Genomic DNA, 20916 nt, shown 5'->3' with positions numbered 1-20916 from the left:
GCGGGAACCGGTCCCGGGCGTCCGGCGCATGGTGCAGGATGCCGCCTATGGATGCCGTGAGAGTCGCGCTGCTGCGCGAGGTCCTCGCCGGTACGCAGTGGCCGGGTGCCGCGCGCCGTTTCGCCGGGTCGCTGCGGCGTTCGGTGGCGCCGGCGGGCGGGAGCCTGCTGCTGGTGGGGACCGAGCAGTACGAGCCCTGGCACCTGGCCGCCCACCTGGTGGACGAGGCCGCCTGGTCGGGTCTGCCGGCACTGGCCCCGACGCTCGTGCGCCACCGGGTGCTGCCCGGGGAGCCGCCGCACCTGTCGGTGGGGCTGGGCAGGCTGGAGGCGGCCCGGCGGGGGCAGACGCTGCTGGTGGTGGCCCCGGAGTCGCCGGGCGAGGGGATGCTGCAACGCGTTCACGACGCCCGGCGCGCCGGGGCGACCGTCCTGTCCCTGGACGGCGGGGACCCGGATCTGGGGACCCTCGCGCACGACGCGCTGTCGGTGACGGAGGGCGCCGCCGAGCTGGACCTGGACACGGTGCAGCACCTGGTCAGCGCGGCCGCCGGGGAGAACGGCCTGCCGGCGCAGCGCGGGCCGCGCCGCTTCCGGGACCGGCTGGCGCGGCTGGCCGACCAGCTGACCGCCCCGCCGCCCAGCCGCTGGTAGGGCGCCGTCCCCCGGGGCCTCCTACGGGGTGGCCGTGCCCCCGGCGTCCTCTTCCCCGCGCGTCTTGTCGTTCCACTTGGGGTCGTTCTGCCATTCGAGGTTGCGCTCCTGCGCCGTCTCCATGGCGTGGGTCGCCTCCTCGGGCGTCGCGTACGGACCGAAGCGGTCCTTGGCGGGGCAGTCGGGACCCTCTTCGACCTTCTTGTGGACGAGGCAGTAGTACCACTCGCCCGGTTTGCCCACCTGTCGCTTCTTGAACAAGGCCATCGCGTTCAGGCTCCTCTCGATGCCGCTCTTGCCGCCATGCTGCCCCATACCCGCTGGATACACTCGCTTGCATGTCCGGTCAGTCACTGCTCGTACCAGGCGAGCTCTCTCCCGTCCGTTCCGTTCCCGGAAACATCCGCCGGCCCGAGTACGTGGGCAAGCCCGCGCCCACTCCGTACACCGGACCGGAGGTGCAGTCGGCCGAGACCATCGAGGCCATGCGCACCGCCGGCCGGATCGCCGCCCAGGCGATGGAGGAAGCCGCCAAGCTGATCGCGCCGGGGGTGACCACCGACGAGCTCGACCGGGTCGCCCACGAGTACATGTGCGACCACGGGGCCTACCCCTCGACGCTCGGCTACCGCGGCTTCCCCAAGTCGCTGTGCTCCTCCGTCAACGAGGTCATCTGTCACGGCATCCCCGATTCCACCGTCCTGCGCGACGGCGACATCGTGAACCTCGACGTGACCGCCTACATCGGCGGGGTCCACGGCGACAACAACGCCACCTACCTGTGCGGGGAGGTGGACGAGGAGTCGCGGCTGCTGGTGGAGCGCACCCGCGAGGCCCTCGCCCGCGCCATCAAGGCCGTCAAGCCGGGCCGCCAGATCAACATCATCGGCCGGGTCATCGAGTCGTACGCGAAGCGCTTCGGCTACGGCGTGGTCCGGGACTTCACCGGGCACGGCATCAACTCGTCCTTCCACTCCGGACTGATCGTCCCGCACTACGACAGCCCGCACGCCACCACCGTCATCGAGCCCGGGATGACCTTCACCATCGAGCCGATGCTGACCCTGGGCACCCACGAGTACGACATGTGGGCGGACGGCTGGACGGTCGTCACGAAGGACCGCAAGCGCACGGCGCAGTTCGAGCACACGCTGGTGGTGACGGACACGGGGGCGGACATCCTGACCCTGCCGTAGGGGTGCCGGAGAGGCGGATTTTTTTACCGACAAGACGTCGGGAACACATTGACTTAGGCAAGCCTAAGTAGGAAGATCGGTGTGGCGGCTGAGCCGCCACGCCTGTTTCCTCTTCTTGGAGGTCCGTCTTGGACGCCTTCTCTACGGTCATCCGCGTCGCGTCGCACGAGCAGCACACCGAGGCCGAGACGTCGACCTTCATGAGCGACCTGCTGGGCGGCCGGCTCGGAGTGGACGCGTACACGCGCTACACCGAGCAGCTGTGGTTCGTGTACCGGGCCCTGGAGGACGCGGCCGAGTCCCTGAAGGACGACCCGGTCGCGGGCCCCTTCATCCAGCCCGAGCTGATGCGCGTCGCCGAGATCGAGCGCGACCTCGAACACCTGCTGGGCGCCGACTGGCGCGAGAACGTGGTGGCGCTGCCCGCGACCGAGGCGTACGCCGCCCGCGTCGCCGAGTGCGCCGCCCGGTGGCCGGGCGGGTACGTCGCCCACCACTACACCCGGTACCTGGGCGACCTCTCCGGCGGGCAGATCATCCGCGACAAGGCGGAGCGGACCTGGGGCTTCGAGCGCAAGGGCGACGGCGTCCGCTTCTACGTGTTCGCCGCCATCTCCAACCCCGCCGCCTTCAAGCGGACCTACCGCGAGCTGCTCGACGCGATCGCCGCGGACGACCTGGAGAAGCAGCGCATCATCGACGAGTGCAAGCGCGCCTTCGACTTCAACGGCGCGGTCTTCCGCGAGCTGGGACAGCAGTTCCCGCTCAGCGCGTAGGCGTACGGACGAAAGGGCCGGCCCGGTGCACGCCGCACCGGCCCGGCCCTTCCGTGCACCCTTCGCGCGGGCACGGACGCCGGGGTCAGCTCGTGGTGGCGAAGCGGACGCGGCCGCCGACCTCCACGGTGCCGTCCGGGCCCGGCGCGGTGAGGATCTGGGAGCCCGCGCCCTGGGTGATGTTCAGGGCGCGGTTCAGCTGGGCCGTCAGCAGGATCGCCGCCGATCCGGTGGCCTCGTCCTCGACGACGGCGTTGTCCGGGCGGCGCGGGAACCCGCGGGCGCGCACGCGTCCCGCGGCCTCGTCCTCCCAGGCCCAGGCGTACAGCCAGCCCTCGCCCGGGGGCGGGGCGGGCAGCGCCTCGACCTCGGCCGCGCTCGCGTACTGCTCGGTGCGCTTGTCCTCGACCCACTCCGGGCGGGCCGTGATCCAGGTGAACTCCCCGTCGTCACGCGCCCACACGGAGCCCGCCGGCGGGTGCAGCTCCTCGATGTCCAGCAACCACGCGACCCCGACCAGCGGGTGTCCCGCGAAGGACATCCGCGTGCCGGGGGTGCGGATGTCGACGACCCCGCGCTCGGGGTCGTCGACGAACACCGTCTCGCTGTAGCCGAGTTCGGCGGCCAGGGCCTGCCGGGACGCATCGTCGGGGCAGGTCCGGCCGTCGCGTACGACTCCGAGCGGGTTGCCGTGCCGGCCGTCACCCGCGCAGAAGACCTTGAGGACGTCGAGATCGTTCACGCGGGCATTGAAGCACGGCTCAGTTCCGGGCCGTACGGCGACGGCGGGCGAAGTACACCGCGCCCGCACCGGCCGCGATGACCGCGCCGGAGGCGCCGAGCAGGGCGCCGGCCGGGATCTCGGCGCCGGTGGCGGCGAGGTTGCCGCCCACCGAGCCGCCGCCGACGGAACCGCCGCCCGCGGCGGTGCCCGTACCACCGGTGCCGCCGGTGGAGGAGGAGCCGCCGGTCGAGCCGCCCGTGGTCGGGAGGGTGGCGTCCTTGTCGACGGCGACCGAGAAGTTCAGCGGGTCGAGGGCGTCGCCGGCCTTGTACATGGAGCCGGTGGTGTCGTTGGCGAAGACCGCCGCACCCTGGGCGGTGAACGCCGCCGGGACGCCGTTCAGGGCCAGCACGCCGCCCTTGGTCTTGTAGTCGGCCTTCGACAGGTCGAGCGTGGCGAACGGAACGGCCGCCTTGCTGCCGGAGGCGTTCTTGACGTCCACGTACAGGGTGCCGGTCTTGCCGGTGGCGTCGACGCGGGGGTTGGCGAAGCTCATGTCGATGCCGTGGCCCGTGTACTGGAAGCGGAGGCTGCCCTCGAAGGAGACGTTCAGCTTCTGCTTCGCGGCGTCGAGCTCGCCCTTGGCGAGGGCGAAGTCGTACAGGTCGCCGCTCTTGGCCGCGCCGCCGGCCGGGGTGATGGAGCCCGCGCTCAGGACGTACCTGCGGAAGGACTCCTTCACGCCCCACGTCAGCTTGGCGCTGAGGACCTTCTGCGTGCCGGCCGGGGCCGAGGGCTGCCCGGTGGCGGTCGCGGTGGGCGTCGCCGCCGGCTTGGTCGCGGTGGGCGTCGGGGTGGGCGTCGGCTTCGTCGCGGTCGGCGTCGGAGTCGGCGTGGGGGTCGGGGTCGGCGTGGGGGTGGGCTTGGGCTCGGTCTTCTCGAACTCCAGCTTGGCGGTCAGCGGGTCGCCGGCCTTGTTCTCGTAGCTCGCCGAACCGAGCGCGTCCGCGGCCTCCTTGGTGAGGGTGGTCGCGAGCTTGTCCATCGCCTGGCCGCCGAACGCGACCGCGGCGAGCGGCACGTCCTGGACCGTGTCCGCGCCCTTGGTGACGTCGGCGGTGAGCTTCTTGGTGCCCGTGTCGATGCGGAAGTCGGAGAGCTTGACGGTGAAGCCGTGGCCGGCCGGCGGGGCGGGCGAGGAGAAGGTGACGCTGCCCTTGAAGGCGGCCTTCACCACGTGCCCGGCGGTCGGGTCGTACTGGCCGGTGGCCTCGCCGAACTGCAGGGTCCCGTCCGCGTTGGCCTTGGCGCCGTCGGCCGGGGTGATGGTGCCCTTGGCCATGCCGGTCACGTACGCGCGGTAGCTGGCGAGGACGCCCCAGTCGAGGGTGCCTCCGACGATCTTGATCGGCGCGGTCGGGGCTCCGCCGGCCTGCGGGGCGACGGCCGGGGTACCGGCGGCCGTGGCGGGCAGGACGAAGGCGGTGGTGCCCAGGGCGGCGGCGGTGAGGATGGCGGCCGCGACGGCCGTCGGGCGACGGGTGGACGACATGGCGGGGTGCTCCTGAAGCAAGAGGAAGGAAGGGGAAGGGGGTCGCGCTACTGCGCGTCGGTGGGCGCGGGGCCGTCGGCGGGCGCGGCTTCGGCCGCCGCCGTACGGCGCTTGCGCACCACCAGGAAGGCCGCGCCGCCGGCCAGGACCAGCAGGGCCACGGCCAGGGCGGCGTACAGCCCGGTGTTCGAGGACTCCGCCGCCGGGGCGGCCGGAGCGGGGGCGGGAGCGGGGGCCGACTGCGCCGGGGCGGGCGCGTCCGTGGAGCCCAGGTCGGGGAGGGCCGGGAGCTTCGCGGTGGCGTCGAGGGCGACGGCGAGCGAGACGGGGTCCATCTCGGTGCCGGCCTTGTACATGGAGTTGAAGGCCTGGGAGCCGCCTTCGGTGAGCGTGGCCGGGGCCTCGGAGAGGGTGGCCAGGCCGCCCTCGGCCTTCAGGCCCTTGGCGTCGAACTCGACCAGCGCGACGGCGGGCTTCGTTTCGGTGCCGGTGGTGACGTCGGCGCTCAGGACGCCCTTGCCGTTCTCCACCTTCACGCCCACCTTGCCGAGCGTGAGGTCCAGGTGCGCCCCGGTGAACCGGACGCTGCCCGCGAAGGCCGCGTCAAGGGTGCCCTTCTGGCCGTCGTACGCGCCCTTGCCCTGGGGGAAGCGGAACAGCGCGCCGCCGTCCTGGGCGCCCTCGGCGAGGGTCCACTTGCCCTGGCCGATGGAGCCGGTGACGTACTCGCGGAAGGTGCGCCGGACGCCCCAGTCAACGGCGGCGTCGGTGAAGGCGCCCGCCGTCTGCGGGGTCTCGGCGGAGGTGCCCGGCTGCGCGCTGGGCGAGGCGGCCGGCTGCGCCGGGCCGGCGGCCGGGGCCTTGACGTCGGCGGAGAGGGAGACGGGATCGAGCTGCGCGCCGGCCGCGTAGTAACCGGCGAAGGCCTGGGCACCCTGGGCGGTGAGCGTGGCCGGGACGTTGGAGAGGGCGACCGGGGTGCCGCCGCCCTTCATGTTGATGCCGCCGAGTCCGAGCGAGGCGAAGGCGACCTGGGACTGGTTCGTGACCGATCCGCTGTCCTTGGCCTTGCTGGAGACGTCCACGTACAGCGTGCCGCGACCGCCGGAGATCTTGACGGTGGGGCGGCTGATGGTCATGTCCAGCTCGTTCGTGCCGTCGGGCTTCTGGTGGCCCTGGAAGGTCACCCCGCCGCTGAAGGAGGCGCTGAACTCACCGCTGTCCGGGTCGTAGGAGCCGGCCGCCGAGTGGAAGCGGAAGAGGCTGCCGCCGACGGTGGCGGCGCCGCCCTTCAGCTTGAACCCGCCTTTCGCGATGGGCCCGGTGACATAACTCTGGAACGACGATTTGATGCCCCAGTCCAGCCTGCCCCCCTGCACGACGCGGTCGGCGGCCCGGGCGGCGGTGGCGGGGAGCAGGGCACCCAGCAGGGCCGCCAACAGGGCGACTGCGAACAAGCGGGCGGGCCGTGCGGACATGGTGGTCCCCTCCAGGGGCTAGCAACTCAGGTTAGGCTAACCTAAACTACGTCCGGCCGGATGCGGAACCCCCCGGTCGTTGAAAGTTCACCATTCAGCCGGTCAGCCAGGCAGTCAGCCGGCCGCACGAACAGGACGGTGCATTCGTGCCCACGCCCGCCGCGTCTTCCCGCCCCTCCCGCACGCGCCTCGCCCTGACGACCGCCCTGGTCGCCCTGGCCCTGGCCGCGACGGGCTGCGGGAGTACGGCCACGCCCGCGGGCAAGCCCGCCCGCTCCGCCCCGTCCGCCCCGGACCGGGTCGAGCCGCTGTCACCGTCCCCCGCCCCGGTCCTGCCCGTCACCGTGCCCTCGGTGGACGGCGCGCGGGTCACGGTCGCCTCGGCGGACCGCGTCGTCCCGCTGACCGGCAGCCTCAACGAGATCGTCCACACCCTCGGCCTCGGCAAGCAGGTCGTCGCCCGCGACATCACCGCCACGTTCGAACAGGCCGCCCGGCTGCCCGTGGTGACGCGCGGCCACGACGTCTCCGCCGAGAGCGTGCTCTCGCTGCGCCCGACGCTGGTGCTCGCGGAGACCACCAGCGGACCGGCGGAGGCGATCCAGCAGATCCGCGACGCCGGCATCCCGGTCCTCGTCATCGCTCCGGCCAAGAGCCTGGAGGACGTGCCGAAGCGCATCGACGCGGTCGCCACCGCGCTCGGCGTCAAGGAGGCGGGCACGCAGCTGAACCAGCGCACCGCCGACCGGATCGCCGCCGTCCGCAAGGACGTTCCGGCCGCCTCCGGGAAGAAGCCCCGGGTGGCCTTCCTCTACCTGCGCGGCACCGCCTCCGTCTACCTGCTCGGCGGCTCCGACTCCGGCGCCGCCTCGCTGCTGGAGGCGGCCGGCGCGGTCGACACGGGCAAGGACTCCGGCCTCGGCAAGGACTTCACCCCGATCACCAGCGAGGCCCTGGCGGCCGCAGCGCCCGACGCGATCCTGGTCATGGCCAAGGGGCTCGAATCGGTCGGCGGCGTGGACGGCCTCGTCAAGATCCCGGGCGTCGCCCAGACCCCGGCCGGCATGGACCGCCGGGTGCTCAGCGTCGACGACGGCGTCCTGCTGAACTACGGCCCGCGCACCGACCAGGTGCTGGCCTCCCTCGTCGCCCAGCTCTACGGCAAGGGCGCCTGACGTGACCCTGCCCCACGACCCCCACCCGACGGACACCATCCCCGACCCCACCCCCGAACCCGCCCCCGCGAAGGCGGCGGCCCGAGCCGGACGCGCCGCGCCCGTAACGAAGCGGGCCGCCGGGTCCGGGCGGGCGCCGGGGCGCTCCCCGCAGGGTGCCGAACACGGTGCCGGGTCACCGTCCGACGCCCCGTCACGTTCGGCATCCGAGGAGACGCCCCGGCGCACGCCCGGACCCGGCACCCCCGGCCCCGGCCGCGGCCCCCCCCCCCCCCCCCCCCCCCCCCCCCGCCCGCCCCCCCCCCCCCCCCCCCCCCCCCCCCCCCCCCCCCCCCCCCCCCCCCGGCCCCGGCCTCGGCACCCCCGCCACCCCCGGACCCGCGACGCCCGGACCCGCCACCCCCGGACCCTCCGCCCCCGGACCCGGCCCCGCCACCCCCCGCAAGCCCCGCCGCCGCAAGGCCCTGTTGCTCACCGCGGCCCTCGTCGCCGCCCTCGTCGTGCTCGCCCTGGTCTCCGCCGGCATCGGCGCCTACCGCATCCCCCTCGGCGACGTCCTCGCCTCCGTCCAGCACCGCGCCGGGCTCGGCGGGGCGCCGCTCGACCGGGTCGGGGAGAGCGTGCTGTGGAACGTACGCCTCCCCCGCGTCGTCCTCGCCCTGCTCGTCGGCGCCAGCCTCGGCTGCGCGGGCGCGCTCATGCAGGGCGTCTTCGGCAACCCGCTGGCCGAGCCCGGCGTCATCGGGATCTCGGCCGGAGCCGCCGTCGGCGCGGTCGCCGCCATCGGCCTCGGGCTCAGCTTCTTCGGCAACTGGACCATCACGGTGTGCGCGTTCGTCGCGGGCCTGATCACCGTCAGCGCCGTCTACCTGCTCTCCCGCAACGGCGGCAAGACCGAGGTCGTCACCCTCATCCTCACCGGCATCGCCGTCAACGCCTTCGCCGGCGCCCTCATCGGCCTGTTCGTCTTCTTCGCCGACAGCGGCCAGGTCAACCAGATCACCTTCTGGCAGCTCGGCTCCCTCGCCCAGGCCACCTGGCCCAAGGTCCTCGCCGTCCTGCCCTGCGCCCTCGCCGGCCTGCTCGTCGCCCCCTTCTACGCCCGCCGGCTCGACCTGCTGGCCCTCGGCGAACGGCCCGCCCGGCACCTCGGCATCGACGTGGAGCGGCTGCGCCTCGCCCTCGTCCTGGTCGTCGCGCTGCTGACCGCGGCCGCCGTCGCCGTCGCCGGCGTCATCACCTTCATCGGCCTGCTCGTCCCGCACCTGCTGCGCATGGCCAACGGACCCGGCCACCGCTTCCTCGTCCCCGGCAGCGCCCTCGCCGGCGCGGTCGTCCTCGTCGCGGGCGACCTGGCCGCCCGGACCATCGCCCAGCCCGCCGAGCTGCCGCTCGGCGTGCTGACCGCCCTGATCGGCAGCCCGTTCTTCTTCTGGCTGCTGCGCCGCACCCGCCGCAAGCAAGGAGGCTGGGCGTGACCAGCAGGCTGACCGGGCTCCTCGCCCGCACCAAGCGCACCGTCCCGGCCCGGCCCGCCCCCGGCGCGGCCCTCGCCGAGGTCACCGGCCTGCACGTACGGCTCGGACAGCGCGAGGTCCTGGCCGGCATCGACCTGACCGCCCGCGCCGGGGAGGTGCTGGCGCTGGTCGGCCCGAACGGCGCCGGCAAGTCCACCCTGCTGGCAGCGCTCGCCGCCGACCTGCCCGCCGCCTCCGGCGAGATCCGCATCGACGGCCGGCCGGTGGGCGACTGGAGCGCCGCCGACCTCGCCCTGCGCCGCTCGGTGCTCCCCCAGTCGGCCGCGCTGTCCTTCCCCTTCCCGGTGGAGGACGTCGTACGGATGGGCCGCGCGCCCTGGGCGGGCACCCCGTTCGCCGAGTCCGACGAGGAGGCGGTGGCCGCGGCCATGGCCGCCACCGAGGTGACCGGCTTCGCCGACCGCCCCTTCTCCGCCCTGTCCGGCGGCGAGCGCGCCCGCGTCGCACTGGCCCGCGTCCTGGCCCAGCGGGCCCCGCTGCTGCTGCTGGACGAGCCCACCGCCGCCCTCGACCTGCGCCACCAGGAGCTCGTGCTGCGGATCTGCCGGGAACGGGCGGCCGCCGGTGACGCCGTGGTCGTCGTCCTGCACGACCTGGGGCTGGCCGCGGCCTACGCGGACCGGGCCGCCGTCCTGCACGACGGCCGGATCGCGGCGGACGGACCGCCGTCCGCGGTCTTCGAGGACGCCCTGCTCAGCCGGGTCTACCGGCAGCCCGTGGAGGTCTTCGCGCACCCCCGCTCCGGCGCCCCGCTGGTGGTTCCCGTCCGTACGGCGGCCCCCCTCGCCGACGCCGCCCGGCCGCACGCCGAACCGGGCTTGACGAGCGCTTGACCTGCCCGTGGGGCCTTCGTGGGGGGGCCGTGACAGGCCCGTGTCCGCCGCCGGAATCTGAGAGCTGAATCACTGTACGGGCGGGTATGGGTGAGGTAAGCCTCGGTTAAGTTAGGTCCGCCTCACTGGCCTCCCCTTCCCCTGGGACGGCCCTCGTCCGAAGCCCAGGAGCCCCGTATGCGTCCCGCCCGCCTCACCGTCGTCGCCGCCGCCTCCCTGGTGGCCGCGCTCACCGCCGTCACCGGCTGCGCCGAGAAGAGCGCCCCCGGCGGCGACGGGGCGATCAAGGTCGCGGCCTCCGACACCGCATGCGACGTCTCGAAGACGGAGTTCCCGGCCGGCAAGGTCCAGATCGACGTCGAGAACAAGGGCGCCAAGGTCACCGAGCTGTACGTCCTCTTCCCGGACGACCGGATCGTGACCGAGCGCGAGAACATCGGCCCCGGCACCAAGGCCTCCATCACCGCCGAGATCAAGGCGGGCGACTACGAGATCGTCTGCAAGCCGGGCATGAAGGGCGACGGCCTGCGCACCCAGGTCAAGGCCACCGGCCAGGGCGCCGTCGAGAAGCGCAGCCCCGAGGCGGACGCCGCGGTCGCCGCCTACCGCCAGTACGTGGTCGCGCAGTCCGAGGAGACCCTCCCCAAGGCGCAGGCCTTCGCGGACGCGGTCAAGGCCGGCGACGTCGAGGCCGCGAAGAAGGCGTACGCGCCCTCGCGCATCGGCTGGGAGCGCACCGAGCCGGTCGCCGAGTCCTTCGGCGACATCGACCCGAAGGTCGACGTCCGCGAGGACGGCCTGGAGCCCGGCCAGGAGTGGACCGGCTGGCACCGCCTGGAGAAGGCCCTGTGGGCCGACAACAAGATCGGCGACGAGGAGAAGAAGCTCGCCGACACCCTGATCACGGACCTCACCGACTGGCAGAAGAAGGTCGGCCAGGCCGAGATCACCCCCACCTCGATGGCCAACGGCGCCAAGGAGCTCCTCGACGAGGTCGCCACCGGCAAGGTCACCGGCGAGGAGGAGCGCTACTCCCACACCGACCTGGTCGACTTCAAGGCCAACGTCGAGGGCGCGGAGAAGGCGTACGAGCTCCTGAAGCCGATCGCCGCGAAGAACGACCCCGCGCTGTCCAAGCAGCTGGACACCCAGTTCGCGGCCCTGAACACGCTGCTGGACAAGTACCGCGCCGACAAGACCGGCTACGAGTTCACCGCGTACGACAAGGTCGGCGAGCCGGAGCGCAAGGAGCTCTCGGACGGCGTCAACGCCCTCGCCGAGCCGCTCTCCAAGCTGGCCGCTGCGGTCGCGAAGTAGGCGGTACGGAGAACGGAGCGGGCGGGAGAGCACGATGAGCGAGCCTCAGCCGGCGCAGCGGCCGGAACCGGAAGACCGCAGCGCGGGCCCGGACACCCCCACGGCCGCCGCCGCGCCCTCCCGGCGTGCCGTCCTGGGCTGGGGCGGTGCCGGGCTCGCGCTCGGCGCCGCCGCGGCCGGCGGTGCGGCGGTGGCCCTCGGCGGCTCCCCCGACGCCGTGCCGGTGGCCGCGGCGGGCGGTTCCGTACCGTTCCACGGCGCGCACCAGGCGGGCATCGCCAGCGCCGTGCAGGACCGCCTGCACTTCGCGGCCTTCGACGTGAAGACGAAGGACCGCGCCGAGCTGGTGGAGCTCCTGAAGGAGTGGACGCAAGCGGCCCGGCTGATGACGGCAGGCCTCCCGGTCGGCGAGGGCGGCTTCGGCGGCCTGCCGCAGGCCCCGCCGGACGACACGGGCGAGGCACTGGGCCTGAAGGCCTCCCGCCTCACCCTGACCGTCGGCTTCGGTCCCGGGCTCTTCGCCAAGGACCGGTTCGGACTGGAGGGCAGCCGGCCCGCCGCCCTGGTCGACCTGGAGCAGTTCCCGGGCGACAACCTGGACCCGGCCCGTTCCGGCGGCGACCTGTGCGTCCAGGCCTGCGCCGACGACCCCCAGGTGGCCGTGCACGCCATCCGCCAGCTCGCCCGCATCGGCTTCGGCCGGGTGGCGGTGCGCTGGTCGCAGCTCGGCTTCGGCAAGACCTCCTCGACCACCCCGGACGAGCAGACGCCCCGCAACATGATGGGCTTCAAGGACGGCACCCGGAACATCGCGGGCACCGACTCCGCCGCCCTGGAGAAGCACGTGTGGGCCGGGGCCGACGGCGACGGCAGCCCCTGGATGGCCGGCGGCTCGTACCTGGTGGCCCGGCGCATCCGGATGAACATCGAGACCTGGGACCGCACCTCGCTGCAGGAGCAGGAGGACATCTTCGGCCGCGACAAGGGCGAGGGCGCCCCGGTGGGCAAGTCCAAGGAGCGCGACGAGCCGTTCCTGAAGGCGATGAAGCCGGAGGCGCACGTGCGCCTGTCGCACCCGGACAGCAACTCCGGGGCGACGATCCTGCGCCGCGGCTACTCCTTCACCGACGGCACGGACGGGCTGGGACGGCTCGACGCGGGCCTGTTCTTCCTGGCCTACCAGCGCGACGTCCGCACGGGGTTCGTCCCGATCCAGCGCAACCTCGCGCGCCACGACGTACTCAACGAATACATCCAGCACGTGGGTTCGGCCGTCTTCGCCGTCCCGCCGGGCGTCCGCGACAAGGACGACTGGTGGGGCCGGACGCTGTTCGCGTAAGCACCCGCCGGAGAGGAAGAACCGCCGTGTTCGGCAATTATCTGATCGGCCTGCGCGAGGGGCTGGAAGCCAGCCTGGTCGTCTGCATCCTGGTGGCCTACCTGGTCAAGACGGACCGCCGGGACGCGCTGCGCCCGGTGTGGACGGGCATCGGACTCGCCTGCGGGATCTCGCTGGCCTTCGGCGCGATGCTCGAATTCGGCACGCAGGAGCTGACCTTCGAGGCGCAGGAGCTCCTGGGCGGCGCCCTGTCCATCGTCTCCGTGGGCCTGGTGACGTGGATGGTCTTCTGGATGAAGCGCACCGCGCGGCACCTGAAGGCCGAACTGCACGGCCGGGTCGACGCGGCGCTGGCCATGGGCACCGGCGCGCTGGTCGCCACCGCCTTCCTCGCGGTCGGCCGCGAGGGCCTGGAGACCGCCCTGTTCGTGTGGGCGTCGGTCCGGGCGAGCGGCGAGGGCTCCTCGGCGCCGCTGATCGGGGTGCTGCTGGGCATCGCCACCGCGATCGTGCTGGGCTGGCTGTTCTACCGGGGCGCGCTGCGGATCAACCTGGCGAAGTTCTTCACGTGGACCGGCGCCATGCTGGTGGTCGTGGCGGCGGGCGTGCTGGCGTACGGGGTGCACGACCTCCAGGAGGCCCGCTTCCTGGGCGGCCTGGGGAACAAGGCCTTCGACGTCAGCGCCGCGGTCCCGCCGGACAGCTGGTACGGGACCCTGCTCAAGGGCGTCTTCAACTTCCAGCCGGACCCGACCGTGCTCCAGCTGACGGTGTGGGTGCTCTATCTGGTCCCGGTGCTGCTCCTGTTCCTGGCGGGGTCGCGCACGCCGCGCACGCCGTCGGCGGCGCCGGCGCAGGGCGGCCCGGCCGCGGGCGGGAGCGCCGCGCAGGGCGGCTGACCCGCGCAGCGCGGCTGGCCCCGCGCGCGGCGGGTCCGGTCCGCGCGGCGGGTCCGGCCCGCGCTCACCACAGCCGGTCGACGGTCCCCGGGTAGAGGGGGACGCGGACGCCGGTGAAGGCGGCGCGGACGCGGCCGTCCGGGTCCGCGAAGAACGCGGCCGGCACGGCCTTGTCGAAGCCCGGGGCGTCACTGGCCAGGGGGTCGGCGGGGGTACCGCCGACGAGGACCGTGCCGGGCAGCACCTCGAAGCCGGCCGCCTCGTAGAACGGCGCCAGCGGCCGGTCGCAGCTGAACAGCGCGACGTCCACCGCGCTGTCCGCCAGGGCCGCGCGGGCCGCCGCGACCAGGCGGCCGCCCAGGCCGCGTCCCCGCAGCTCCGGCCGGGTGACCACGCCGCTCAGCCCCGCCGCGCGGTAGGTCCGGCCGCCGAGCCGGACCTCCTTGTGCAGCAGCGTGAGCGCCGCGGCCACCGTCCCGCCGCCGTCCGGCAGCAGCATCACCCGCGGCCGCAGCGCCGGGTCGTGGCCGGGCGAGGAGCCGGGCCAGGCCGTCGCCTCCAGGGCCGCGACCTGCGCCGCGAGGGCCTCGGGAAGCGCGTCGGCCGCGTACGAGAGCACCCGCGCCGGGGCCCCTCCCATCAGGGGATCCGCACGCCCGCGCCGCCGACCCGCACCCGCGGGTCCCCGGCGCGCAGCTCCACGGTGAGCAGCCCCGGGCGCCCCATGTCCTCGCCCTGGTGCAGCGTCAGCACCGCGTCCTGCGGGACCAGGCCCAGCTCGCGCGCGTACGCCCCGAACGCGGCGGCGGCCGCCCCCGTCGCCGGGTCCTCGACGACGCCGCCGACGGGGAAGGGGTCCCGTACGTGGAACTCCGCCGGGCCCGCCCGGTGCACCAGCTGGACCGTGACGAGGTCCAGGCGCCGCATCAGCGCCTCCAGCCGGGCGAAGTCGTAGTCGAGGTCGGCGAGCCGGGCGCGGGTGGCGGCGCCGAGCACCAGGTGCCGGGCCCCGGCGTAGGCGATCCGCGGCGGGAACGCCGGGTCCAGGTCCGCCGCCGGCCAGCCGAGCGCGGCCAGCGCCTCGGCGAGGTCGGCGCCGGCGATCTCCTCCGTGTGCGGCTCGACGCTGGTCAGCACGGCCCGCAGCCGGCCCTCCTCGGAGGTGACCGAGACCGGAACGGTCCCGGCGCGCGTGGCGAACAGCAGCTCCCCGGGGCCGATCCGCTCGGCCAGCGCCACCGCGGTGGCCACGGTCGCGTGCCCGCAGAAGGGCACCTCGGTCTTGGGGCTGAAGTAGCGGACGGTGAAGGCCCGGCCCGGCTCGCCGCCCAGCCCCTGCGGCGGCGCGGTCAGGAAGGCCGTCTCGCTGTAGCCCAGCCCGGCGGCGATCTCCAGCATCGCGGCGTCGTCCAGCCCGGCCGCGTCGGGCACGACCCCGGCGGGGTTGCCGCCCGCGGGGTCGTCGGAGAAGGCGGTGTAGCGCAGCACTTCGGTCGTCATGACCGGCTCAACCTCCGCCGCCCGCACGCCATTCCCGCTCCCGCCGCTCCCGCCGCCCGGGCCGCCTCAGCCGCGCCCGACGTACGGCATGTTCGTCGCCATCACCGTCGCGAACTGCACGTTCGCCTCCAGCGGGAGCTCGGCCATGTGCAGCACCGTGCGGGCCACGTCGGCCGCGTCCATCACCGGTTCGACGGCGAGCCGGCCGTCCGCCTGGAGGATCCCCGTCTGCATCCGCTCGGTCATCTCGGTCGCCGCGTTGCCGATGTCGATCTGGCCGCAGGCGATGCGGTACGGACGCCCGTCCAGCGACAGGGACTTCGTCAGGCCGGTCACCGCGTGCTTGGTGGCCGTGTAGGCGATGGAGTGCGGGCGGGGCACGTGCGCCGAGATGGAGCCGTTGTTGATGATCCGGCCGCCCTGCGGGTCCTGCGCCCTCATCTGGCGGAAGGCGGCCTGGGCGCACAGGAACGCGCCGGTCAGGTTGACGTCGACGACGGAGCGCCAGGCCTCGTAGGTGATGTCCTCCAGGGCGACGCCGCCCGGGCCGAAGGTGCCGGCGTTGTTGAACAGGAGGTCGAGGCGGCCGTACCGCTCCCGCACCGCCCCGAACAGCGCGGTCACGTCGCCCGGGTCGCTCACGTCCGCCCGTACGGGGAACACCTCCGCGCCCGCCCCGGCCGCCGCGGCCGTGTCCTCCAGCGGCCCGGTCCGGCGGCCCGCCGCGGCCACCGCCCAGCCGGCCGCCGCAAGGGTGAGGGTCACGGAGCGGCCGATCCCGGAGCCTGCCCCGGTCACCACGGCGATCTTCTTCCCACTTTCGTTCATGGGGCCGCAGGGTACGTCACACCGGGGGCCGGCCTCCGGACGTTCCGACAGCTGAGAGCATGGGTCGGTCAGGGGTCAAAAAACAGACGAGATGACTGGAGTTCCGCATGTCGGAGAGAGGCCCCGCGACGGCCGCGTCGCACGAGTCGTCGCCCGAATCCACCTCCGCCCCCGCGGCGACCGCACCCCTGACGGCCGCCCGCCGCACCGGTCTGCTGGTCACCTTCATCCTCGGCGGGCTCACCGCCCTCCCGCCGCTGTCCATGGACATGTACCTGCCGGCCCTGCCGCAGGTCACGACCGCCCTGAACAGCCCGGCCGCGACCGTGCAGCTCACCCTCACCGCCTGCCTCGCCGGCATGGCACTGGGCCAGCTCGTCATCGGCCCCATGAGCGACAAGTGGGGGCGCCGCAGGCCCCTGCTGGCGGGCATGGTCGTCTACGTCCTCGCCACCGCGATCTGCGCGCTGGCCCCGACCACCGAGCTGCTGATCGCCTTCCGGCTGCTCCAGGGCCTGGCCGGCGCGGCGGCGATCGTCATCGCCCGGGCCGTCGTGCGCGACCTGTACGACGGGGTCGAGATGGCCCGGTTCTTCTCCACCCTGATGCTCATATCCGGGGCCGCCCCGATCGTCGCCCCGCTCATCGGCGGCCAGGTGCTCCGGTTCGCGGACTGGCGCGGGGTGTTCGTCGTCCTCACCGCCGTCGGGCTGGTGCTGACCCTGGTGGTGTGGCGCAGGCTCGACGAGACCCTGCCGCCCGAGCGGCGGCACACCGGCGGCGTCGGCTCGGCCCTGCGCACGATGCGCGGGCTGCTCGGCGACCGGGTCTTCGCCGGCTACACCCTGGCCGGCGGCTTCGCGTTCGCGGTGCTGTTCTCGTACATCTCGGCCTCCCCCTTCGTGGTGCAGGAGATCTACGGCGCCTCGCCGCAGACGTTCAGCCTGCTCTTCGGCCTCAACTCGGTGGGCCTCATCATCGTCGGGCAGGTCAACGGCAAGCTGCTGGTCGGCCGGGTCAGCCTGGACAAGGCCCTGGCCGTGGGCCTCGGGGTCATCACCGCCGCCTCGGTGGCGCTGCTGCTGATGTCGACCGGGGTGTTCGGGGAGGTCGGGCTGGTCCCGGTGTCCGCCGGACTGTTCGTGCTGATGTCGGCGATGGGCCTGGTGCTGCCGAACACCAACGCACAGGCGCTGATGCGGACCCCGCACGCGGCCGGCTCGGCCTCGGCGCTGCTGGGCACCTCCTCGTTCCTCGTCGGGGCGATCGCCTCGCCGCTGGTCGGGATCGCGGGCGAGGACACGGCGGTGCCGATGGCGGTGGTGCAGCTGGTCTGCTCGCTGCTGGCGGTCGGCTGCTTCCTCGGGATGTGCCGCCCCTGGCAGGCCCGCGAGCCGCAGGCCGCGTGACCGCCGGGGCCGGCGCCGGCACAGGCACCGGCGCGGCCCGGGGCGCCGCGGGGGCGCCGTAAACTTCGCGGGTGAACGCCACCACCCCCACCACCAGCGCCGAGACCCTCCGCAGCGTGCTCGGCGGACTGCTCGACGGGCTCCCGCCGAAGCAGGCCACCGCCGCCGTCGAGCGGCTCATCGCCAGCTACCGCGGGGAGACCCCCACGGACGCGCCCGTCCTGCGCGACCGCTCCGACGTGGTGGCGTACGCGGCCTACCGGATGCCCGCCACCTTCGAGGCCGTACGGGCCGCGCTGGACGCCCTCGCCGAGGCGGCGCCCGGCTGGTCCCCCGCCTCGCACGTGGACGTGGGCGGCGGCACGGGAGCCGCGGCCTGGGCGGTGGACGCCACCTGGGACGGCCCCCGCGCGACGACGGTGCTGGACTGGGCGGAGCCCGCCCTGGCCCTGGGCCGGGAGCTGGCGGGCGCGTCCTCCTCGGCGGCGCTGCGCGCGGCCGGGTGGCGGCGGGCGGTCATCGGCTCCGGGCTGGCCGTACCCGACGCCGACCTGGTGACGGTCTCGTACGTGCTCGGCGAGCTGACCCCGCAGGCGCGCACGGCCGTCGTCGACGAGGCGGCGCGGGCCGGGCAGGCCGTGGTGCTGATCGAGCCGGGCACGCCGGAGGGGTACCTGCGCATCCGCGAGGCCCGCGAGCAGCTGATCGCGGCCGGGATGCGGGTGGCCGCCCCGTGCCCGCACGACGGGACCTGCCCGATCGAGGTGGGCCAGGACTGGTGCCACTTCTCGGCGCGCGTCAGCCGGTCCTCCCTGCACCGCAAGGTCAAGGGCGGCTCCCTCGCGTACGAGGACGAGAAGTTCAGCTACGTCGCCGCGACCCGCTTCCCTGTGGAGCCGGCCGCCCACCGGATCATCCGCAGGCCGCAGATCCGCAAGGGGCTCGTCCTGCTGGAGCTCTGCGGTCCGCGGGACGGGGACGCGCCGGGCCTGACCCGGGCCACCGTCACCAAGCGCCACGGCGACCTGTACAAGGCGGCGCGGGACGTCGACTGGGGCCGGGAGTGGCCGCCGGCCCCGTAGGGCGCCGCCCCGAGCGGGCGGCCCCGAGCTGCCCGCGGCCGGGGCCGCGGGCAGCCGTACCCGGCCCTAGGGCCGCAGCTCCTGGGTGCAGCACTTCACGCTGCCGCCGCCCTTGAGCAGCTCTCCCAGGTCCATCGGGACGGGCTCGAACCCCCGGTCCCGCAGCGGCTCCAGCAGTCCGGTGGCCGCCTGCGGGAGCAGGACGTGCCGGCCGTCGGAGACGGCGTTCAGGCCGAGCGCTGCGGCGTCCTGCCCGTCGGCGATCAGGGCGTCCGGGAAGAGCCGCCGGAGCACGGCCCGGCTGCCCGGCGAGAACGCGTCCGGGTAGTACATGACCTCGTCGCCGTCCAGCACGCTGAGCGCGGTGTCCAGGTGGTAGTAGCGCGGGTCGACCAGGTCGAGGCCGATGACCGGGCGGCCGAAGAACTCCTGGGCCTCGTCGTGCGAGAGCGGGCTGGAGCGGAAGCCCCGGCCGGCCAGCAGGTAGCTGGCGGTCACGGCGAAGTCGCCCTCGCCCTCGTTGACGTGGGCCGGCTCGTGGACGTCTCGGTACCCGTGGGACCGGAACCAGTCGAGGTGGATCGCGGCCTCGGCGGTCCGTTCCGGGTGGGCGAACCGGGCGCCGAGCACCCGGCCGTCGACGACCAGGGCGCCGTTCGCCGCGAAGACCATGTCGGGCAGCGCGGGGTCCGGTACGAGGGTCTCGACCGTGTGCCCGAGCGAGCGGTAGCGGTCCCTCAGGTCCTCCCACTGGGCGAGGGCGAGGGGCAGGTCCACCGGTTTCGTGGGATCCATCCACGGGTTGATGGAGTAGGTGACCTTGAAGTGTGCCGGTGGGCACATCAGGTAGCGCCGGGGTGTGGCGTCTCTGCGCAAAGAAAGCTCCTCACGACTTGCACGACTACGCGTCGCGTGTGGAGAGAATCGTCTCTCCTCCGGGGGAACGGCGCAGCCACCTGACCGGGTGGTTCAAGGGAGCGCCGGGAAAAGACGAGACGTCTCGGGTTGGTACGTTCCCGGCATGACCAAGACCCCTGACGCCGCCCGCCGCAGCGACCGCTCCCGGCGCGCCATCCTCGACGCCGCGCTCGCCCTGGTCGGGGAGGTCGGCTACAACCGGCTGACCGTGGAGGCCATCGCGGCCCGCGCGGGCGTCGGCAAGCAGACCATCTACCGGTGGTGGCCGTCCAAGGCGGCGGTCCTCCTGGACGCCTCGCTGGCCCTCGCCGGGGACGCGGAGACGGACGGCGGGTGGACCGGCTTCCCGGACACCGGGGACCTCGCGGCCGACCTCAAGTACGTGCTGCGGGCCACGGTGGACGAGTTCGGCGACCCGAAGTACGAGGCCCCCGCGCGCGCCCTGGCCGCCGCCGGGGCGACCGACCCCGGGCTGGGCGCCCGCTTCACGGAGCAGCTGCTGGAGCCGCAGCTCGCGCTGTACGAGGAGCGCCTGCGCACCGCGCGGGAGGCGGGACAGCTCGCACCGGAGACGGATCTACGCCTGACGGTGGAGATGCTGCTCGGGCCGCTGACGTACCGCTGGCTGCTGCGCACGGGCCCGCTCACGCACGCGTACACCGACGCGCTCGTGGACCGGGTGCTCGGCGGGGTGGCAAACGTCACCGAGGGCTAGGCGGGGCGGGAGGGGCGAGAGGCCGGGAACATATGCCCGAATAATGCGCTTATCCTAGGGTTGTCCACTGCCCCTCCCCAGCCCCCCGGTTGAGGAGTCCGGTCACCCGGGGCGCAGGATGGTGGGAGCATGGAAGCGTCTGCCGGGTTAACGGTTCGGTTTGGTGAGGGGATAGATGGGGTCTGAGTCCGGCCGCGTCCAGCGCGGCGAGAGCAGGATGTCCCAGTGGCTGCGCCGGCGGCAGAAACCCACCGCCGAGGATCCCGGACGCGAGCGCGAGGCGCTCCTCCTGGCCGTCGCCGCCGCCGGCCTGCCGATCTCCCCCGCCGCCCACCCCGTCGGCTACCGCTGTTCGTGCGACCGGATCGGCTGTCCGACGCCCGCGCGGCACCCCGTCTCCTTCGCCTGGCAGACCCAGTCCACCACCGACCGCGCCCAGGTCGAGCGCTGGGCCCGCAATCAGCCCCAGGCCAACTTCATCACCGCGACGGGCATGGTCCACGACGTGCTCGACGTCCCCCTCGAAGCCGGCGCCGCCGCACTGGCCCGCCTGCTGGAGGCCGGGATCGACGTCGGTCCGGTCGCCGAGTCGGGCGGTACGGGCGACCAGGCCCGGATGCTGTTCTTCACCGCCACCCGCGGCACCCCCGAGGACGAGGACGAGTGGTGGCCCTGCGAGCTGGACTGCCACCCCGAGACGATGGACGAGCACCCCGGCCTGCGCTGGCACTGCCGCGGCAGCTACGTCCTGGTACCGCCGGCGGCCCTCCCCGGTGACGAGTCGGTGAGCTGGCTCCGCGGCATCGAGCACCCCCTCCCGGACCCGCTGACCCTGCTGGAGACCCTGACCGACGCCTGCGCCCGGTACGCCGGCGCCTCGGACCAGGTCCCGGCCACGGTCGCCTGGCCGCTCGGCCGCGCGTAACCCCTGCGGGCGGCGGGCCGTCCCGCGCGCGGCCCCGTCGGACGGACGGGGCCGGGCAG

Annotated in this window: 20 protein-coding genes and 1 pseudogene; 13 read left to right on the top strand and 8 right to left on the bottom strand. The window is 74.1% G+C overall.

Features of this window, described 5'->3' with window-relative positions:
• The first annotated feature begins 47 nt into the window (after window positions 1–47).
• Window positions 48–653 carry a hypothetical protein gene (locus ACZ6S8_RS05785; protein WP_469452844.1) on the top strand — a complete coding sequence of 202 codons (606 nt, stop codon included), beginning with the start codon at window positions 48–50 and terminating at the stop codon, window positions 651–653.
• Window positions 654–674: 21 nt separating this feature from the next.
• Here the strand turns inward: ACZ6S8_RS05785 and ACZ6S8_RS05780 are convergent, their stop codons facing one another.
• Complete coding sequence (locus ACZ6S8_RS05780; protein WP_469453551.1) at window positions 675–920, bottom strand: hypothetical protein; 246 nt, start codon at window positions 918–920, stop codon at window positions 675–677.
• 71 nt (window positions 921–991) lie between these two features.
• On the opposite strand from ACZ6S8_RS05780, the gene map reads away from it, so the two are divergent.
• Together map and ACZ6S8_RS05770 are read left to right on the top strand one after the other, a co-directional pair.
• Entirely contained in the window at window positions 992–1849 is an 858-nt protein-coding gene (gene map, locus ACZ6S8_RS05775) for a type I methionyl aminopeptidase (RefSeq protein ID WP_469452843.1), read from the top strand.
• 128 nt (window positions 1850–1977) lie between these two features.
• A complete protein-coding gene (locus ACZ6S8_RS05770) occupies window positions 1978–2625 on the top strand; it encodes a biliverdin-producing heme oxygenase (RefSeq protein ID WP_469452842.1) in 648 nt (215 codons plus the stop codon).
• 85 nt (window positions 2626–2710) lie between these two features.
• Here ACZ6S8_RS05770 and ACZ6S8_RS05765 read toward each other — a convergent pair whose 3' ends face one another.
• Genes ACZ6S8_RS05765 through ACZ6S8_RS05755 form a run of 3 tightly spaced genes read right to left on the bottom strand, consistent with a single transcriptional unit; the run spans window position 2711 to window position 6379 of the window.
• Window positions 2711–3367, bottom strand: a complete 657-nt coding sequence (locus ACZ6S8_RS05765; protein ID WP_469452840.1) for a PhzF family phenazine biosynthesis protein — start codon at window positions 3365–3367, stop codon at window positions 2711–2713.
• 19 nt (window positions 3368–3386) lie between these two features.
• Window positions 3387–4901: an HtaA domain-containing protein gene (locus ACZ6S8_RS05760; RefSeq protein WP_469452839.1), complete on the bottom strand. Its 1515-nt coding sequence runs from the start codon at window positions 4899–4901 to the stop codon at window positions 3387–3389.
• A 47-nt stretch (window positions 4902–4948) separates the two neighbouring features.
• Window positions 4949–6379, bottom strand: coding sequence for an HtaA domain-containing protein (locus ACZ6S8_RS05755; protein ID WP_469452838.1), 1431 nt, complete (start codon window positions 6377–6379; stop codon window positions 4949–4951).
• A 146-nt stretch (window positions 6380–6525) separates the two neighbouring features.
• On the opposite strand from ACZ6S8_RS05755, the gene ACZ6S8_RS05750 reads away from it, so the two are divergent.
• The 6 genes from ACZ6S8_RS05750 to efeU all read left to right on the top strand — a co-directional run bounded on the left by ACZ6S8_RS05750 (window position 6526) and on the right by efeU (window position 13480).
• On the top strand, window positions 6526–7554 hold the full coding sequence (locus ACZ6S8_RS05750; protein WP_469452836.1) for a heme/hemin ABC transporter substrate-binding protein: 1029 nt from the start codon (window positions 6526–6528) through the stop codon (window positions 7552–7554).
• A 464-nt stretch (window positions 7555–8018) separates the two neighbouring features.
• The gene (locus ACZ6S8_RS05745) at window positions 8019–9032 is read left to right on the top strand and encodes a FecCD family ABC transporter permease (RefSeq protein WP_469453549.1); all 1014 of its coding nucleotides are present in this window, start codon (window positions 8019–8021) and stop codon (window positions 9030–9032) included.
• Between the two features lie 8 nt (window positions 9033–9040).
• Window positions 9041–9925, top strand: coding sequence for a heme ABC transporter ATP-binding protein (locus ACZ6S8_RS05740; protein ID WP_469453547.1), 885 nt, complete (start codon window positions 9041–9043; stop codon window positions 9923–9925).
• A gap of 177 nt (window positions 9926–10102) precedes the next feature.
• Window positions 10103–11242, top strand: coding sequence for an iron uptake system protein EfeO (gene efeO, locus ACZ6S8_RS05735; RefSeq protein ID WP_469452834.1), 1140 nt, complete (start codon window positions 10103–10105; stop codon window positions 11240–11242).
• Window positions 11243–11276: 34 nt separating this feature from the next.
• On the top strand, window positions 11277–12581 hold the full coding sequence (gene efeB, locus ACZ6S8_RS05730) for an iron uptake transporter deferrochelatase/peroxidase subunit (RefSeq protein WP_469452833.1): 1305 nt from the start codon (window positions 11277–11279) through the stop codon (window positions 12579–12581).
• 26 nt (window positions 12582–12607) lie between these two features.
• Window positions 12608–13480: an iron uptake transporter permease EfeU gene (gene efeU / locus ACZ6S8_RS05725; RefSeq protein ID WP_469452831.1), complete on the top strand. Its 873-nt coding sequence runs from the start codon at window positions 12608–12610 to the stop codon at window positions 13478–13480.
• 64 nt (window positions 13481–13544) lie between these two features.
• On the opposite strand, the gene ACZ6S8_RS05720 is transcribed toward efeU, so the two are convergent.
• The 3 genes from ACZ6S8_RS05720 to ACZ6S8_RS05710 form a co-directional block, all read right to left on the bottom strand.
• On the bottom strand, window positions 13545–14120 hold the full coding sequence (locus ACZ6S8_RS05720; RefSeq protein WP_469452830.1) for a GNAT family N-acetyltransferase: 576 nt from the start codon (window positions 14118–14120) through the stop codon (window positions 13545–13547).
• Window positions 14120–14980 carry a PhzF family phenazine biosynthesis protein gene (locus ACZ6S8_RS05715; RefSeq protein ID WP_469452828.1) on the bottom strand — a complete coding sequence of 287 codons (861 nt, stop codon included), beginning with the start codon at window positions 14978–14980 and terminating at the stop codon, window positions 14120–14122. Before ACZ6S8_RS05715 ends, ACZ6S8_RS05720 begins: the two co-directional genes overlap by 1 nt.
• Window positions 14981–15046: 66 nt before the next feature.
• Complete coding sequence (locus ACZ6S8_RS05710) at window positions 15047–15808, bottom strand: SDR family oxidoreductase (RefSeq protein ID WP_469452827.1); 762 nt, start codon at window positions 15806–15808, stop codon at window positions 15047–15049.
• Between the two features lie 107 nt (window positions 15809–15915).
• Here ACZ6S8_RS05710 and ACZ6S8_RS05705 point away from each other — a divergent pair, with 107 nt between their 5' ends.
• Both ACZ6S8_RS05705 and ACZ6S8_RS05700 read left to right on the top strand, forming a co-directional pair.
• Window positions 15916–17217 carry a Bcr/CflA family multidrug efflux MFS transporter gene (locus ACZ6S8_RS05705; RefSeq protein ID WP_469452825.1) on the top strand — a complete coding sequence of 434 codons (1302 nt, stop codon included), beginning with the start codon at window positions 15916–15918 and terminating at the stop codon, window positions 17215–17217.
• Window positions 17218–17288: 71 nt separating this feature from the next.
• A complete protein-coding gene (locus tag ACZ6S8_RS05700) occupies window positions 17289–18299 on the top strand; it encodes a small ribosomal subunit Rsm22 family protein (protein ID WP_469452823.1) in 1011 nt (336 codons plus the stop codon).
• A 66-nt stretch (window positions 18300–18365) separates the two neighbouring features.
• On the opposite strand, the pseudogene ddaH reads toward ACZ6S8_RS05700, so the two are convergent.
• A pseudogene (gene ddaH, locus ACZ6S8_RS05695) lies at window positions 18366–19196 on the bottom strand (dimethylargininase); the annotation flags it as partial.
• A gap of 124 nt (window positions 19197–19320) precedes the next feature.
• Here ddaH and ACZ6S8_RS05690 point away from each other — a divergent pair.
• Together ACZ6S8_RS05690 and ACZ6S8_RS05685 are read left to right on the top strand one after the other, a co-directional pair.
• A complete protein-coding gene (locus tag ACZ6S8_RS05690; protein ID WP_469452821.1) occupies window positions 19321–19932 on the top strand; it encodes a TetR/AcrR family transcriptional regulator in 612 nt (203 codons plus the stop codon).
• Window positions 19933–20107: 175 nt separating this feature from the next.
• Window positions 20108–20857 carry a bifunctional DNA primase/polymerase gene (locus ACZ6S8_RS05685; RefSeq protein ID WP_469452819.1) on the top strand — a complete coding sequence of 250 codons (750 nt, stop codon included), beginning with the start codon at window positions 20108–20110 and terminating at the stop codon, window positions 20855–20857.
• Window positions 20858–20916: the final 59 nt, after the last annotated feature.

Source organism: Streptomyces sp. NPDC048461, from assembly GCF_055587105.1.
Note: the sequence above shows the minus strand (reverse complement) of the source record. Positions and strands in the feature narration are given on the sequence as shown.